Below are 16689 nucleotides of genomic sequence, written 5' to 3'. Positions count from 1 at the left end.
GCCATAGAACCACAAATCATCACGCGATCATCAGCGGGAGAAATTTTTGGTAGCCCAATTATCTCAAAAAACACAACTTTTCATACATCCCCCCCAAAAAAACAACTTTCCTATCCCACAAAAGCGCACTCTACAACATATGTGGCAGGAGAATTATTGGTACCTTCAACAAGGCCAAAAGACTCGCACATTTTTGCACAATCTTTTAGCATCGCCATAGAACCACAAATCATCACGCGATCATCAGCGGGAGAAATTTTTGGTAGCCCAATTATCTCAAAAAACACAACTTTTCATACATCCCCCCCCCAAAAATAACTTTCCTATCCCACAAAAGCGCGCTCTACAACATATGTGGCAGGAGAATTATTGGCACCTTCAACAAGGCCAAAAGACTCGCACATTTTTGCACAATCTTTTAGCATCGCCATAGAACCACAAATCATCACGCGATCATCAACGGGAGAAATTTTTGGTAAACCAGTAGTCTCAAAAAAAGTGCCGCTCTCCATAACATGCGTAATACGCCCCATATGCTCAGAAGATTCACGTGTGGTCATAGGATAAAATTTTAACTGTTGCGCATATTCACCAATGAGAGGATTTTGTTGCAAAGAAACAACAAGATCTTTCGCATAAGCAAGCTCATCCTTCTCACGAGTGGTTTGAATAAGAATTACTTCTGAAAATTTTTCATAGGTTTCAGGATCACGAATAAGGCTTGCAAAGGGAGCAACTCCTGTCCCTGTTGAAAGAAGATAAAGACGCTTTCCAGGAACAAGAGCATCAAGAACCAACGTTCCTGTTGATTTCTTCCGCATGAGAACTGTATCACCAATTTTAATTTTTTGTAGATGTTCGGTTAACGGCCCTCCTGGAACTTTGATTGAAAAAAACTCAAGCTGTTCATCCCAAAATGGACTTGCAATCGAATAAGCACGATAAATTGGCTTTTCTGCATTTGGCAAACCAATCATCACAAATTCACCCGAACGAAAACGAAAACTTTCCGGACGATTGAGACAAAATTTAAACAAACGATCGGTGTAATGGTGAACTTCCTGAACAGTAAGCGCATAAACATTTGCAGGAATAGGAAAATTTGATGCAACGCTGCTAATGTTTGATTGAACTTTTGAGGCAGACGTATCCATAAAAAACCTTCCTTATCTCTTTCTTTAAACATGGACTCAAACTTTAAAATCGGTATAATACCTCGACAACCATCTGCCAATATTTCTCTTAAAGCATGAAATATTTAATTAACATTTTAGTATAAAGCTCACGCAGCAAGCAAACCAAAACATATTATCATAAAGTAAGAATAAATGCCTCTGACGAAAAAGAGAGCGAGAATACTTTGTTTAACTGCATGTAAACAAGAATGTATTTTATGTTCACCTTCTCTATTTTTAACTTCAAACACCAGAAAACAAGAAGCCCACAATAACAAAGAGCCCTTAATTGACACGTATTGGCTCTCTATACAACACTCTAAAACGATAAACCTTTAATGTAACATACACTTAACGACAACCCGCAAAAAAGCTTATTTATAACGAATGACTGCTATCGTTATATACAATGGAAGTACACACATAAAAAACACTCCATCTATTGTCTCAAGAATGAAGCATTTTATATCAAAAGATTGTTTTCATTTAATATCATTCAGTATAAACCACTTATGACTTTAAGAATAACAAATAAGACAAATATCCTCTTCTTCGTCATAAGAACATGCTTCTTCACCATAGGAACATATATGCGATAATAAAGGAGATTTCGTATCTCACTGATATAGAAAGAGTTTTAAAATGAACGAATTGGTGAATAATGAAATAAATGCATTACTTCCTTATACAGCTGTAGCAACAATCAATGTGAGTGCTATTGTAGAAAATTATACAACTCTAGTCCAACATACCGCTCCAGCAGAGTGTTCAGCAGTCGTAAAAGCTGACGCTTATGGGTTAGGTGCTAAAAAAATCGCTCCTGCACTTTACCAAGCTGGTTGTCGCATTTTTTTGGTAGCGCAAATCGAAGAGGCACTGCAATTACAAGCCATTTTACCATCAAATGTCATGATTGCTCTCTTAAATGGGCTTCCACACACAGCGGAAGAATTTATAGCACAATCAGGCATTATCCCTGTTTTGGACTCCTGGAAAGCGATTGAAGATTGGCAAACGCTTTGTCAAAATAAGGATAAAAAATTTCCTGCAATCATTCAAATCGATACTAACATGAACCGATTAGGACTTGATAAAACAGAGTTACAAAAACTCATCAAACAACCAACAATTTTCGAAAAAGCAGAGATAAAATATATTCTCAGTCACCTCGCAAATGGAGATGATAATACGCATGCATCCAATTATAAACAATTAGCATCTTTCAAAAACATATTAGCACAACTGCCTGCCTGCAGAGCTTCCTTTGCCAATTCTGGAGGTATTTTTCTTGGTCCAGATTTTTATTTCAACCTTGTTCGCCCCGGCATTGCCCTTTACGGCATCTACCCCCATGGAAAACATACAATACATCTCAAACCTGTTTTAAAACTCGAAGCCCAAGTCCTACAAAGCCGCTTTGTTGACGCAGGATCACCCGTAGGATATGGAGAAAGCTTTATCACTCAAAGACCAAGCACTCTTGCAACCATTGCCATTGGATATGCCGACGGTTTGCCACGCGTTCTTTCAAACAAAGGAGCTGTTTATTTCAATGGACACAAACTCCCTATTGCTGGACGCATTTCTATGGATTCTATCATTGTTGACACAACAGATCTTGATAAGAAGCCTCAAAGAGGTGATTGGGTAGAACTCATTGGAACACATCAAACACTTGAAAAAATATCAACAGATGCCAACACCATTCCTCATGAAATTCTGACATCTATAGGAAAACGCTATAAACGCATTTATATTTAAAACTCTCAAAAAAATTAAAAATACCACTTCAATATAAAAAAGAAGCCATAAGCACTTCCAAGTATAATTTAAAGGACCAATATACAGGATCCGTTCTCAAGTCCTATCCATAAATATTTTTCATAAAAATACTTAAAATAACGACACTTCATTTTAAAAACAATCATGAGAAAATAGTGCAATTCAATAAACAATGAAGCCAAAAAGCCCACACGACAGTGTGGGCTTTTTATAATGTCCGTAAATCAATTTAATAGCTATTGCCAAGCGGCGGGCAAGAACAAATAAGCATTCTATCTCCTGCAACATTATCAATACGCGAAACAGGCGGCCAATATTTATTTTCCGGATCAAGCAAACCATTGGGAAAAGCAGCGTCTTGTCGAGAATACGGTCGCGCCCAAGAATCATCTATCGTATCGCCCAATGTATGCGGCGCATTGACCAATGGGTTATCATCTTTGGGCCAAACACCTGAATCAACTTGTTTTGCTTCTTCAGCAATCGAGAGCAACGCATCACAAAAACGATCAATCTCTGCTTTGGGCTCTGACTCTGTTGGTTCAATCATTAATGTTCCCGGAACAGGAAAAGACATTGTGGGTGCATGAAAGCCATAATCAATCAGACGCTTTGCGATATCATCAACACTCACACCATACTGCTCTTTTAAGATTCGTGTATCCACAATACATTCATGAGCAACACGTCCGTGTTTTCCCCGGTACAAAATAGAATAAACGGGTGAAAGACGCCCAGCAATATAATTAGCACTCAAAATCGCGATTTGTGTAGCATATTTCAGACCATCAGCCCCCATCATTCGAATATACATCCAAGTAATAACCAGAATAGATGCACTTCCATAAGGAGCTGCTGAAACAGCATGTGTTGTTCCTTCTTGTTCATGACCAGGAAGAAATGGCTTGAGATGTTCTGCCACACCAATCGGCCCCATACCAGGACCACCACCACCATGAGGAATGGCAAATGTTTTATGCAGATTCATATGACAAACATCTGCTCCAATATCTGCTGGACGTGCAAGTCCTACAAGCGCATTAAGATTAGCACCATCAAAATAAACTTGTCCGCCATTTTCATGGATAAGGGCACAAATCTCCTTAATACTTTCCTCATAAACGCCATGAGTTGAAGGATATGTAATCATAAGAGCTGCCAAACGATCCTTATGCAATTGTGCTTTTGCCTTAAGATCATCAACATCAACATCACCATCACTCAAGCACTTCACCACAATAACGTCCATACCTGCCATATGAGCTGAAGCAGGATTAGTACCATGCGCAGATGCAGGAATAAGACAAACTGTGCGTTGAGATTCGCCGCGCGATTGGTGATACCGGCGGATTGCCAAAAGCCCCGCATATTCACCTTGAGCACCTGAGTTCGGCTGGAACGATACTTGTGAAAACCCTGTAATTTCACATAACCACGTGTTCAACTGATCAATCATTTCTAAATAACCCCCAGCGTCCTCTTTAGGAACAAAGGGGTGTATATTTGCCACCGTAGGCCAACTGAGCGGCATCAATTCAGCTGCTGCATTAAGTTTCATTGTACAAGAGCCAAGCGGAATCATGGCGCGATCTAGTGCCAAATCCTTATCAGATAAACGACGCAAAAAGCGCATCATGTCTGTCTCTGAATAAACCGCATGAAAAAATGGTTGTGAAAGAAAAGAAGCATCACGTTCTTTACCCCAAAGTCGTGGGGAAGACTGATCAACCAATTGTGCACCAAAAAGCTTTGCTAAAGCACAAGCATCTTCTTGTGTTGACAATTCATCAAAGTTAATCGCAATCGTGTCATCATCAAGAACACGAACAAGACGTCCACTTTCTTTTGCTTGACGCGCAACTTCTCGCGCTTTTCCCTTAACAGAAATACTAACACAATCAAAAAAATATTGCCCCTCACAAGGAACACCTGCCGCCTCTAAACCAGCAACAAAACAGCATGTTAAATGATGAATCCGCCGAGCAATTTCCTGTAAACCTTTTGGACCATGCCAAACAGCATAAGCCGTTGCCATATTTGCCAATAGAGCCTGCGCTGTACAAATATTCGACGTCGCTTTATCACGGCGAATATGTTGTTCACGTGTCTGCAAAGCTAAACGAAACCCCACACGCCCTTTTGTATCCACAGATTGACCAACAATGCGTCCTGGAATAAGACGTGTTAGTGCATCACTCACAGCTAGATACCCAGCATGGGGACCTCCAAATCCCATCGGAACTCCATAACGCTGCATAGAACCAACCACAATATCAGCACCCCATTTTGCTGGTGGCTCCATAAGAGTAAGGGCTAAAGGATCAGCAACAACGATAACCAACGCTCCTTTTGCTTTTGCTTCTTTGATCACATCACTGTAATTGTTAAAAGCACCTTTTGTATCTGGCCAAGACAAAATGATTGCAGCTGTATTAGAACAAATTTCTTTCTCTTCACTTATTTGAATACCTTGCGTTTCAGCACGCGTTTTTGCAACACTTAGAGTCTGTGGATGCAAAAGACTTTGAAGAGAAATCTTCGTTTTTTTCTCCCGCGCAAAGCGTACAGCGACTGCGGTTGCTTCAGCTAAAGCGGTTGCTTCATCCAGCAAAGAAGCCGCAGCAACTGGTAATCCAGTCAACTCACTCACCAATGTCTGAAAATAAAATAAAAGCTCTAATCGACCTTGGCTAATTTCTGCCTGATAGGGTGTATAAGCTGTATACCAAGCTGGATTTTCAAAAAGATTCCGCAAAATAACGGGAGGGACATAGGTTCCATGATACCCCTGTCCAATAAAACTTTTATGCAACTGATTACGCCCCATCATCTGGGATAATTCTTCCAAGGCTTGCCCTTCACTTGCTGCTTTTGGAAGATTAAGCAAGCGTTGCAAATGGATAGAATGTGGAACAGCTTGAGAGATAAGCGTGTCAACAGAATCAAGTTCCAAAACATTCAACATTTTTTGTATTTCATCAGGACGAATTCCAACATGACGAGAAAAAAAATGACGTTCTAACATAGCACTCATCCAATCAATGCTTTGTAAGCAGCCTCATCCAACAACCCTTCCAGTTGTGTTTCATCCTGCAATGTCATTTTCCATAGCCAACCTTCAGTCTCAGGTTTTTGGTTGACCAATTCAGGACTATTCGCCAATACCTCATTCTTTTCAACAACCTCACCATCAAGAGGAGCATAAACATCTGAAGCAGCTTTCACAGACTCCACAACAGCAGCAGCATCTCCTTTGGAGAGTTGTGTTCCTTTTCCTGGCAAATCAACAAAGACCAGATCCCCCAACTGTTCTTGAGCATAATGCGTAATCCCAACGGTCACGATCTCCTCCTCAACATGAAGCCATTCGTGATCTTGTGTAAAATAAGTTTTAGACATTAAAATTATCCTTTAAAATAATGTTGTTTAACAAAAGGAAGCGCATGAACAGACAAGGTAATCTTTTTTCCACGCAGCTCTGTAAAGACTTCTGCTCCTTCCATTTTCCAAGCAACAGGAACATACCCCATCGCCACAGGACCATCAAAAGAAGGACCAAAACCGCCTGATGTTACCACTCCGATCTGTTTCCCCTCATCATCTAAAAGTAGGGCACCCGCACGAATAGGTTGACGCGTTTGTGGCTTCAATCCAACACGACAACGAGAGGGACCTTTCTGAAGAGCTTCAAGAAAAGCCTTTGCTCCATAAAATTGTGCTTTTTCTCGAACATTTTTGGGAACAGCCCATGTCAATGCAGCATCAATAGGCGTTGTATCAGGCGTAATATCATTTCCATGCAAACACAATCCAGCTTCCAACCGAAGGCTATCACGTGCTGCAAGCCCCACCCACTCGACACGAGAATCATTGAGAAGCTTTTCAGCTAATGCATACGCGTGACCTTTGGGAACAGCAATTTCAAAACCGTCTTCTCCAGTATAACCAGAACGCGTTATAAACCAATCTTGTTGTGGCTCAAATCCTTGCATAAACAATAGCTCATTACCAGGCAACCCAGCATCAGCCATGACAGCGGCGGCTTCAGGGCCTTGTAAAGCAAGCAATACCCTCTCAAGGGCAATGACCTGACACTCAAAATCAGCAACACGCTTCTGCAGCTCAGTCAAATCGGTTTGTGCATTCCCAGCATTTGCCACCAGCATAAAACGATCTTCTGCCAAGCGGGTAATAATAAGATCATCAATAATCCCAGCCTGCTCATTGAGCAAATAATTATACCGTGACTGCCCAACTTTTAACAAGGCAGCATCAATAGGAAAAGCATAGGATAAAAACTCCACGGCTTGAGATCCTTCAACAGCAATCAATTGCATATGAGAAATATCAAAAAGACCAGCATGTGCACGTGTATGAAGATGCTCTTTCAAAACGCCAAGAGGATACGTTAAAGGCATTTTCCAACCAGAAAAAGCACCAAATTTTGCTCCAGCTTTTTCGTGCAATTCACGTAAAGGAAGTGTTTTTAACGAAGATGTTTCAAATTCTTGTGATTTACCCATAATATCTCCAAAGTCGCGTTCACGCCCACACGATATGACCGTCTCTACACCCTTCTGTTACAAACCTGAGAGACTCGCAAAAAAAGTCTTTCGCTTACACCTTCGGCGCGGATTTCCCCGACTTTCCAGATCTGTCTTTCTTCTTTTACGGTCCTTCAAGCCTGAGAGATTATGGGTGATTTTCCCCTTCGGCGGCATACACGAAAATTTATGCTCTGCACTCTCCCGCAAAAGAATGAAAGAAACAACAATGTTCTTCCCGACATGCTTTAACCTATAACCTATCTTTATAACACTGTCATCAGTAAAGTGATAAGAGTTCTCTCATTTTAAAACTTGCATAGATTGCCCCAAAAGATTTATAATGAAGACCTTTAAAACACTATGAAGATCTGAGATCTTCTGCATCTATCCTTTTATCAATCAAGGAGAAAGAGTTTAAGGAATATAAAAAAACATACATTGAAAAAATGCAAAACTCCACACACTCAAAAAGATCAAAAAGCAATACCCCTCTTGCAGCATCCAGCTCTCATCGCGGAGTTTTAGGCTTTTTAAGCATAAAAGCTTCAGGTATTTTATCAATATATCTTAATGCATAAGAGGTTCGTTTTCTTCTCTTTTAGTTTTTTCCAAATAGTGTCATAAACTGTCACTATTTACGAACTAAACTTCATTGAATAAAGGTTATTAAACACTCATGAAAGCTGGCAATATCCATTACAATTGCGAAAATGATCTACCAAAGCAAATTGCTCTGTTCCCCTTAGAGGGGGCTCTCTTGCTGCCAGGTGGCTTTTTATCCCTTAATATTTTTGAACCAGAAGCACTCGAAATGGTTGAAAGTGTTATGCTATCTAATCGGTTATTGGGGATTATTCAACCACTTTCATCGGATACAGATCATTTCTCCACACAACTATACAAAATAGGCTGTATAGGGCGCATTACAAACTACAATGAAACAGGAAATGGTCAGCTTTTCATTATATTACAAGGAGTCTGCCGCTTTACTCTAGAAGAAGAACTGACGAACACCAAACCTTACCGAACCGCTCTCATCCGATCAAACATAAAAGACTTAGAAGAGCAAGACACGACAGAACATATTAATCGAGAAAACTTACTCAACATTGTTGAACAATATCTCACAATACATGAAATGGAATATAATTGGAATAGTATCATACAAGCCCCAACCCCTCTATTGGTCAATGCTTTTTCCGCTCTTATCCCATTTACGCCAGCAGAAAAACAAGCCCTTCTAGAAGCTCCAGATATTGGTAGCCGTGCTCAAACGCTTCTTGCTTTAACTGAACGCTCACTCATGAAACAAACAGGGGCAGACTACCATTTAAATTAATGAAAGTTAAAGTATGCCAAAAATGATCACAGACCCTAAAATGCTCGAATTGCTTGTCTGCCCAGTTACAGGTGGTACCCTCTCGTTAAACCGAAAAACGCAAGAATTAATCTCACTTAAAGCAAAACTCGCCTATCCCATTCGCGACGGTGTTCCCATTATGCTTGCCTCCGAAGCCCGCTCTTTACAGAATAATGAAAAAAGAACATATAAAGAATAAAAAAAACTTCATTCATTTTTTCTGAAACAATCTGATTATGGCTTTATTAAAAAGCAAATACCTTAACACACCAGCACAACTATTTTGTTTCTCTCCCTATATGATACCGGCTCTAAGGCACTGTATTTAAAATACATTGTCCCTTATTCCAAAGTCTTTTGTCTTCACCTAAAACAGCACGCCATTGATTTGCCAATTCATGGGCTTGTTTTAAAGAAACATCTCTCAACACACCCAATCCCATTTCACAACACCGACCATGAATAGTATAAATTAAAGCCACCCAGCACCTCCATCTTTACACTTATTGGAGGAGTAAAGCAGATGTTTCGACAGCCCTTAGCATTTAAGACGATTCATAAGAGCCATTTTAGTCCTTTCTTATACAGTTTTTATCCACACACCAACCCCGCCTGTGGTGCGCAAACAAGTGACTTTCATTGATTCACTATAAGCAGGTTTGAAATGAGAGAATCTTAAGTTATTCGGGTCTTTAATTCAAGTTGAATGACGCTAAATTATCATTATAAATCAATGCATGGCCACCTGATGACAAACACTCTCCCGTTCCATCTATAAAAATAGATACGCAAAGTTTAATAACATCATATCGTTAAAATTAAAACGTCCCCCATAACGATCACAGTAATATTTATACAATGCTCATTTTATAGAAAATAATGGACCACAAAGATTGCATTTAAATATTGCAAAAAAGCAATCAAGACAATTGTTATCACTCTGGTTGACGATTTAAAGAAATTACCCTATGAGTAAATTTGTGTTTTTGATTGTATACGCAACGATCAATAGGACCTGGAAGCCCTAAAACCGAGTATCAAATAAGCCCGCTTGGCGGGTATCCCGGAGTTTCCGGGGGCTCTTGTTATGTCCAAGTGCTATAAGCACTAAAAGCAAGAGGCTGACTCGGTTTCAGCTCTTCCAGACCCCAGAATACCAATGCGAGGGCGCTCGCTACCGGTGGGGGTACAAGGTGCAAACCAAAAGTCCACATTTTAATGACATTTCTGTAAGCAAAAAAATTCGTTTCAAAAGAAACACCATGGGGCTTTCTCAAAAGCAATTAGGAAGCCACTTAGGCGTGACTTTCCAACAAATTCAAAAATATGAAAACGGCGTCAATCGTATGAGTGCAGGACGTTTGCAAGAAATTGCCAGTATACTAAACACCCCTATTGCTTTCTTTTACGCTAATATCTCAACAAAAGAAGATACCTCAGACCACCATGATGACAGAATATCAACCAAAGCAGAATACCTACTTTTGAAAAGTTTCAGAGAACTTAAACCTGTAAAACAAAAAGCAATCTTGCAATTAATCTCTGATGAAAGTGTACCATGACTTTTATGATTGCAGGACACATTTCTTAAAAAAATGCTTAAGCAAATTAAAGAGCCTCAAAGCAAAAAGGGACACAATCGCGAAAAACAGTACTTTATCCCCACCCTAGGAATTAGACATGTAAATAAGAACACTGAGCCATATCAAGATCAAATTTGGGAGTTTCCACTTGATCATCGTGGCTGTATACAAATTTTATTTCTTTATCTTACTTTTCAAAATATTCACAATTCTCACAATAAAATACGAAGTTACACAAAACAGCACGTAATACATCTATTACAGAACGCAAACGCCTCAACGGAAGCAGTTAAAAAACGCCACTCTTTTAACAAAAACATTGCTAAAAATATATTATGCCTTTGCATAAATATTCAAGCCTTTTTTAGCGCTCAAAGACCTAGAAAAATGATACATTCAAAAAAAACTGTTATGCTAAAGTTCGCAATTAACATACACTAATATAAGACTCCATCCTTAAAAATGAAATCTAACCAACAATATGCTGAAATATCCCTTGACCAACGCGCCTCCTCCTGAGTATAGCCCGATAAAGAAAAATGGAGTGGGATAGGAGTATAAAAAAATGAGTTTTAAAGTTGCAGTTGTTGGCGCCACAGGAAATGTTGGTCGTGAAATGCTTACAATCTTAGAAGAACGTGGCTTTCCTGCTCGTGAAGTGGTACCTCTAGCATCACGACGTTCATTAGGGCAAAATGTTTCTTATGGTGATAAAAGCCTAAAAGTCAAAGCACTTGATACTTACGACTTTTCTGATACCGATCTTTGTTTGATGTCTGCTGGAGGCAGTATTTCTAAAGAATATGCTCCTAAAATTGCATCAACCGGTTGCGTCGTCATCGACAATTCATCCACTTGGCGTTATGATGCCAAAGTTCCACTGATTGTTCCTGAAGTCAATGCACAAGCCATTGATGGATTTAATAAGCGTAATATTATAGCAAATCCCAATTGTTCAACAATTCAACTTGTTTTAGCGTTAAAGCCTCTCCATGAGGCCGCTATTATTAAACGTGTTGTTGTATCCACTTATCAATCGGTTTCTGGAGCCGGTAAAGAAGGCATGGATGAACTCTTTGAACAATCACGAGCGGTTTTTGTTGCAGATCCCATTACATCAAAAAAATTTACTAAACGCATTGCTTTTAATGTCATACCCCATATCGATATTTTCATGGAAGATGGTTACACAAAAGAAGAATGGAAAATGACAGCTGAAACAAAAAAAATTCTTGATCCGAAGATCAAATTAACGGCCACCGCTGTTCGTGTACCTGTCTTTATTGGTCATGCTGAAGCCGTTCACGTGGAATTTGAAAAACCGCTAAGTGCCCATGAAGCGCAAGAAATTTTACGCAACGCACTTGGCTGCCAAGTAATCGATAAACATGAAGATGGTGGTTATATTACGCCTTATGAAAGTACTGGTGAAGATGACACTTTCATTAGCCGTATTCGTGAAGATATCACTGTTGAAAACGGCTTAGCTTTCTGGGTTGTTTCTGATAACTTAAGAAAGGGAGCAGCATTAAATGCCATTCAAATTGCTGAATGTCTCATTTCTCGTAACTTAGTAAAGCCTAAATAAACAAAAAAGCAGTATAAAGCGTTTTTTATTTTATACTGCTATACTTCTTTCTTATTTTTCTTAACGCATATGAAAAGTGTTATATTGAATTTGAAAACCTGCTAAATATCCATAAAGAACAGATATTTTTACGCGAAACACTTAAGCCGTTAGCTTATCGATAAACATAAAGATAGTGGTTATGTAACACCTCATAAAAATATTGATGAAGATGATATTTGTATGAATCGTATTTGTGAAAAGACCACTGTTGAAAATAACTTATATTTTTAGGGTGTTGCTAATCCTTTAAGAAAATTTGCAACATTGAATGCTATTCATACTGCCGAATGTCTCATTTCTCGTCATTTGATAAAAACATCAGTCTGGAAATAAAAAAGCAGTATAAAGCACTCTTTCACTTCATACTGCCATACTTCTTTCTAGTCTTTTTTAGAATAACGAAAGTCTATTTTTTATAGAGCAGGATAGGTCACAACACGGTAACGAGTCTCATTGCGTTCAAAGTTTCTAAAATTGACATCATCAGGAAACAAAGGATTATAAGCAGTTACATGCTCGACAGAAACGCTATTGACTTTTGAGGAAGGCTTCAAAATTGTTTTTTCATCTCTTTTTTTTACTCCTGTAGAATCAATAATCAAATCTGTTCTATATAGTTTCTGTCCGTTTTTCCGTTTTTTTTTAGGTGTTTTAAGATTTTTAAAACGAGAAACAACATGTTTTACCTGTTCTTTTGGTGCTTTTATCCTAGAATTTGACTTCCTAGCCATACGTGCAAAAGAAATGACAGGAACATTTTGAACATTGATATAACGTGCTGATGCCCAACCAGCCTTTTCTTTATAACGAAGAAAACACCAAGATTTATTGGGGAGACAGCCATTAATTTGTATTTTTTCTCCTCTTGGAACAGTTGTAACAACTTGGTAAGTTTTTTCTGGACCGGTCCGTAAAACGACTTGACCAGATGCCACATGTGCAACTGTCCTAACAGCCGCATAAGAAATAGACATCCCTCCCCCTGCTCCTCCAAAAGTTAATAACAACAAGATAGTTGATAAGAATCTTTTTTTTAACATGATTATTCTCCCTCCAGAATGAAGCAACATGCGAAAGCAAAATATTTAATTGAGCAAAAAAATTGACCGCGTTTAAATTATGCGGAAATCTCTTTTTCAATCTTCCAAAATTAATCATCTTTCGAGAAAAGCTCTCTTGTGTGTGTTATCCCATACTGCCCTATACACACGCACGATTGTCTTGCTTACACAATATTTTCATTCTCCTTATGGATTTACTGCTTTTAAAAATATTATCTGATTGCTTAGCTATTTAGCCAATTCCCATCTAAAGAAGTTTTGAAAACCCCATTGGTTCCCTAAATAAATACCCGAATAAATAATTGTGATGTAAGAAGCCCTTAAATTTCACAGCAGCATTCCGCATTATATTTTATTCAAAAGTTCTGACAGTATTCAGAAAAATAATATTATTTCTTGGAATAAAAAAGATTGAATATCCTATGAAGCTTCTATAGTGTTAGTTCTCTTTGAAACGTTGCAAAAGTATATTCAATCTTTTCTCACAAAACCTCTTGGAAAAGAAAAAGGAAGATAACCTACATGACACTAAAAAAATCATTCCACAATACGACAATCACATTACTCCTTTTGCTCTTTGCACTGTTGTTTTCTCTTGCCTTTTCCATGGCAGCAGACAAAACAAAAATTAAACTTGGCATTATGGAAGGACGCGACGCGGTTATCTGGAAGGCCGCTGCCGAACAGGCTAAAAAAGACGGTTTAGATATTGAGCTTGTTTATTTTTCTGATTACGCTCTGCCCAATGATGCTGTTAACGCAGGAGAGATTGATGCCAATGCTTTTCAGCACGCCCCTTATCTCAATGAACAAATGAAACAACGTGGTTATAAACTTTCAATTGTAGGATATACATTTATTTCTCCAATTGGTGTTTACTCGCACAAAATAAAAGATTTAAAAGAGCTGCATGATGGTGCAGATGTTGGTATTCCTAACGACCCATCGAATGGTGGAAGAGCCTTACTTCTTCTCAACTCCTTAGGTCTTATTAAATTAAAAGATCCTCATAATATCCTCGCATCTCCACTTGATATTATTGAAAATCCTAAGAACCTGCACATTCGTGAATTAGATGCTGGTATGTTAGGACGAGCAATCGATGATTTTGATATTGCAATTATAAACACAAACTGGGCTATTGTTTCTGGATTAGACTTCAAAAAAGATGTGGTTGCATGGGAGAGCGCAAAAAATAATCCTTATGATAACATCATCGTCGTACGTACGAGCGAAAAAGATAAACCATGGGTAAAAAAATTAGTTTCTGCTTACAATAATGAATTGGTCCGTGCAAAGATCAAAGAAGTTTTTGGTACAACGGCTCAAACATCTTGGTAATCGTGGATGAAAAAAAACACTCTTATCTCTTTAAAGAATGTCAGCCGTTGTTTTAACAAAACAGCTGGCATTCTGGCAGTTGACAATCTATCTTTGGATATTCATGCAGGCGAAATCCTTGGAATTATTGGACGCAGTGGAGCAGGTAAATCAACACTTATTCGCTGTTTAAATGGATTAGAGAAAGTTGATTCAGGGGCCATTTTTTTTGAAGATTCTGATATTTCAAATTTATCTGAGACAGAATGGGCACCTTACCGTCAACGTATTGGAATGATTTTTCAACATTTCAATCTTTTATCATCAAAAAATATCCTTGATAACATTACATTACCGCTTAAATTAACAGGCGTAAATAAAAAACAGCGTCACAAACGTGCCCTTGACCTTATTGAACTGGTTGGGTTATGTGGAAAAGAATATTGTTATCCAGCAGAGCTATCAGGAGGACAAAAACAGCGTGTGGGTATTGCACGCGCTCTAGCCGCTAGTCCTAAAATCTTGTTATCAGATGAAGCAACTTCTGCTCTTGATCCTGAAACAACACAATCTATCTTAGAACTTCTCGCCGATATTAACAAACGTCTCAACCTTACGATTGTGCTCATTACCCACGAAATGGAAGTTGTACGCGCTATTGCGCATCGCGTTGTTGTTCTCAATCAAGGACGTATTGTAGAAGAGGGACGTGTAAAGGATATTTTCACATCACCACAAGAAGATACCACCATCGCTATGCTCAGACTTGTCACCCCCCAACTTCCTGAGAAATTTGCGAAGAAACTTAAAGCAATAGGCAAAGATGCTGTCGTTGAAATCAATATTGCAGGTGATATTACCCAACAACCTTTTCTTCATCTTCTAGAAGATGAAAGTGGTTTAAAAGCACGTATTTTGCATGGTGGCATAGATACAATCCAAGACGAAACCATTGGACGCTTCTTCTTAGCTCTTCCTGGACAAAATAAAGAAGCTTTAGAAAAAGCTGTTCAATGGTTAAAGGAAAAAGGACAATATTGTGAGGTTTTAGGCTATGTTTAATGTTCTCACTCATGAACTTCCTCAAGCAGTTGTTGATACAATATTGATGACGCTCAGTGCTTCTTTTATGGCACTTATTATAGGGCTTCCCCTTGGTCTTCTACTTTACACAACCACACGTGGAGGGATTTTTGCCTCAAGTTTTATCAATCGTCCTTTAAGTATTATCATTGATAGTATTCGTGCTATTCCCTTTATTATTCTCGCATTCTACCTTCTTCCTATCACACGTATAGTTGTAGGAAGAGGAATAGGAATGCCAGCGGTGATCTTTATACTCACTATTTCAGCGACCCCTTTTTATGCGCGAATGGCAGAGCTTTCGTTTAAAACCGTTGAAAGCGGACTCATTGAAGCTGTCCGTTCTATGGGGGCCAGTCGCCTTCAAATTATCAGACATGTTCTTATTCCTGAAGCACTTCCAAGCCTAATCACAGGTTTTACAGTCATGATTATTTCTCTTATTGGAGCAACTTCACTTGCAGGATATCTTGGTGGAGGTGGCTTAGGTGATATGGCAATCCGCTATGGCTATCAACGGTATAATACCTCTATCATGACAGCTGTCATTATCCTCTTAATCATTCTCAATGTTATTACCCAGTGGTCTTCTGATAAAATTGTACAAAAATTAGACAAAAGGAAACATTAAAATAATTTCAAAATTCTTGTAGCACTCGTCAGAAGTTTGTGTATTTTTCACCAACCATAGCAACAATAAGCCACAAAGCTTTAAGAGCTGGCTTTTTTAACTTTTCAACTTCCACCGTGACTTCATAATGAAAGACAACGCGGCCTGAAGGGCGAATCTCAGCATTATTTAAAATAAAACGAGCACGCACCCGTGCACCTGTTTTGACAGGACTCATAAAACGCACTTCATCAAAGCCATAATTAATTCCCATTTTTACCCCTTCCAACTCTGGAAGTGCCTCATAAGCCAGCGTAGACAAAAGGGATAATGTCAAAAAACCATGAGCTATCGTACCACCAAAATGCGTTTTCTTAGCTCTTCCCTCATCGACATGTATCCATTGATGATCATCTGTCGCGTATGCAAATTGATTAATCATATCCTGTGTAACAAGACGCCACCCCGATAACCCCACTTCTTTCCCAATAAAATTGGCTATATCCTGTACTGCTATTTTTTTCTGCATAACGCTATT

Annotated in this window: 15 protein-coding genes, 1 pseudogene and 1 riboswitch; of the genes and pseudogenes, 8 read left to right on the top strand and 8 right to left on the bottom strand. The window is 38.8% G+C overall.

Features of this window, described 5'->3' with window-relative positions; translation table 11 throughout:
- Window positions 1-110: 110 nt before the first annotated feature.
- Window positions 111-287 (bottom strand): ferredoxin reductase domain-containing protein, encoded by a 177-nt coding sequence (locus ABID23_RS06020; protein ID WP_435521251.1) that lies wholly within the window; start codon window positions 285-287, stop codon window positions 111-113.
- Between the two features lie 36 nt (window positions 288-323).
- Window positions 324-1154: a ferredoxin--NADP reductase gene (locus tag ABID23_RS06015; RefSeq protein ID WP_354190308.1), complete on the bottom strand. Its 831-nt coding sequence runs from the start codon at window positions 1152-1154 to the stop codon at window positions 324-326.
- A 663-nt stretch (window positions 1155-1817) separates the two neighbouring features.
- On the opposite strand from ABID23_RS06015, the gene alr reads away from it, so the two are divergent.
- Window positions 1818-2936 (top strand): alanine racemase, encoded by a 1119-nt coding sequence (gene alr / locus ABID23_RS06010; protein WP_354190306.1) that lies wholly within the window; start codon window positions 1818-1820, stop codon window positions 2934-2936.
- A 250-nt stretch (window positions 2937-3186) separates the two neighbouring features.
- Here alr and gcvP read toward each other — a convergent pair whose 3' ends face one another.
- The 3 genes from gcvP to gcvT are packed head-to-tail and all read right to left on the bottom strand — an operon-like array spanning window position 3187 to window position 7480.
- On the bottom strand, window positions 3187-5982 hold the full coding sequence (gene gcvP / locus ABID23_RS06005) for an aminomethyl-transferring glycine dehydrogenase (RefSeq protein WP_354190311.1): 2796 nt from the start codon (window positions 5980-5982) through the stop codon (window positions 3187-3189).
- Between the two features lie 5 nt (window positions 5983-5987).
- Window positions 5988-6356 (bottom strand): glycine cleavage system protein GcvH, encoded by a 369-nt coding sequence (gene gcvH / locus ABID23_RS06000; protein WP_354190304.1) that lies wholly within the window; start codon window positions 6354-6356, stop codon window positions 5988-5990.
- Between the two features lie 5 nt (window positions 6357-6361).
- On the bottom strand, window positions 6362-7480 hold the full coding sequence (gcvT, locus tag ABID23_RS05995; protein ID WP_354190302.1) for a glycine cleavage system aminomethyltransferase GcvT: 1119 nt from the start codon (window positions 7478-7480) through the stop codon (window positions 6362-6364).
- Window positions 7481-7618: 138 nt separating this feature from the next.
- Window positions 7619-7718: riboswitch (glycine riboswitch) on the bottom strand.
- Between the two features lie 462 nt (window positions 7719-8180).
- Between gcvT and ABID23_RS05990 the strand changes: the two genes are divergently transcribed.
- Complete coding sequence (locus ABID23_RS05990) at window positions 8181-8843, top strand: LON peptidase substrate-binding domain-containing protein (RefSeq protein WP_354190300.1); 663 nt, start codon at window positions 8181-8183, stop codon at window positions 8841-8843.
- A gap of 13 nt (window positions 8844-8856) precedes the next feature.
- Window positions 8857-9063, top strand: a complete 207-nt coding sequence (locus tag ABID23_RS05985) for a Trm112 family protein (RefSeq protein WP_354190298.1) — start codon at window positions 8857-8859, stop codon at window positions 9061-9063.
- A gap of 157 nt (window positions 9064-9220) precedes the next feature.
- Here the strand turns inward: ABID23_RS05985 and ABID23_RS05980 are convergent.
- Window positions 9221-9372, bottom strand: a pseudogene (locus ABID23_RS05980) (Arm DNA-binding domain-containing protein); the annotation flags it as partial.
- Window positions 9373-10057: 685 nt separating this feature from the next.
- On the opposite strand from ABID23_RS05980, the gene ABID23_RS05975 reads away from it, so the two are divergent.
- Both ABID23_RS05975 and ABID23_RS05970 read left to right on the top strand, forming a co-directional pair.
- Window positions 10058-10426: a helix-turn-helix domain-containing protein gene (locus ABID23_RS05975; protein ID WP_354190296.1), complete on the top strand. Its 369-nt coding sequence runs from the start codon at window positions 10058-10060 to the stop codon at window positions 10424-10426.
- Window positions 10427-11012: 586 nt separating this feature from the next.
- Entirely contained in the window at window positions 11013-12035 is a 1023-nt protein-coding gene (locus ABID23_RS05970) for an aspartate-semialdehyde dehydrogenase (protein ID WP_354190294.1), read from the top strand.
- Window positions 12036-12490: 455 nt separating this feature from the next.
- Here the strand turns inward: ABID23_RS05970 and ABID23_RS05965 are convergent, their stop codons facing one another.
- Window positions 12491-13117, bottom strand: a complete 627-nt coding sequence (locus ABID23_RS05965; RefSeq protein WP_354190292.1) for an SH3 domain-containing protein — start codon at window positions 13115-13117, stop codon at window positions 12491-12493.
- 543 nt (window positions 13118-13660) lie between these two features.
- On the opposite strand from ABID23_RS05965, the gene ABID23_RS05960 reads away from it, so the two are divergent.
- The 3 genes from ABID23_RS05960 to ABID23_RS05950 are packed head-to-tail and all read left to right on the top strand — an operon-like array spanning window position 13661 to window position 16172.
- On the top strand, window positions 13661-14479 hold the full coding sequence (locus tag ABID23_RS05960; protein ID WP_354190290.1) for a MetQ/NlpA family ABC transporter substrate-binding protein: 819 nt from the start codon (window positions 13661-13663) through the stop codon (window positions 14477-14479).
- 6 nt (window positions 14480-14485) lie between these two features.
- A complete protein-coding gene (locus ABID23_RS05955; RefSeq protein ID WP_354190288.1) occupies window positions 14486-15520 on the top strand; it encodes a methionine ABC transporter ATP-binding protein in 1035 nt (344 codons plus the stop codon).
- A complete protein-coding gene (locus ABID23_RS05950) occupies window positions 15513-16172 on the top strand; it encodes a methionine ABC transporter permease (protein ID WP_354190286.1) in 660 nt (219 codons plus the stop codon). The genes ABID23_RS05955 and ABID23_RS05950 overlap by 8 nt, the downstream gene beginning before the upstream one ends.
- Window positions 16173-16200: 28 nt before the next feature.
- Here the strand turns inward: ABID23_RS05950 and ABID23_RS05945 are convergent, their stop codons facing one another.
- On the bottom strand, window positions 16201-16680 hold the full coding sequence (locus tag ABID23_RS05945; RefSeq protein ID WP_354190283.1) for a MaoC family dehydratase: 480 nt from the start codon (window positions 16678-16680) through the stop codon (window positions 16201-16203).
- Between the last annotated feature and the right edge of the window lie 9 nt (window positions 16681-16689).

Source organism: Bartonella silvatica, from assembly GCF_040545155.1.
Lineage (GTDB): Bacteria > Pseudomonadota > Alphaproteobacteria > Rhizobiales > Rhizobiaceae > Bartonella > Bartonella silvatica.
This window is presented reverse-complemented; position numbering and strand designations above follow the sequence as displayed.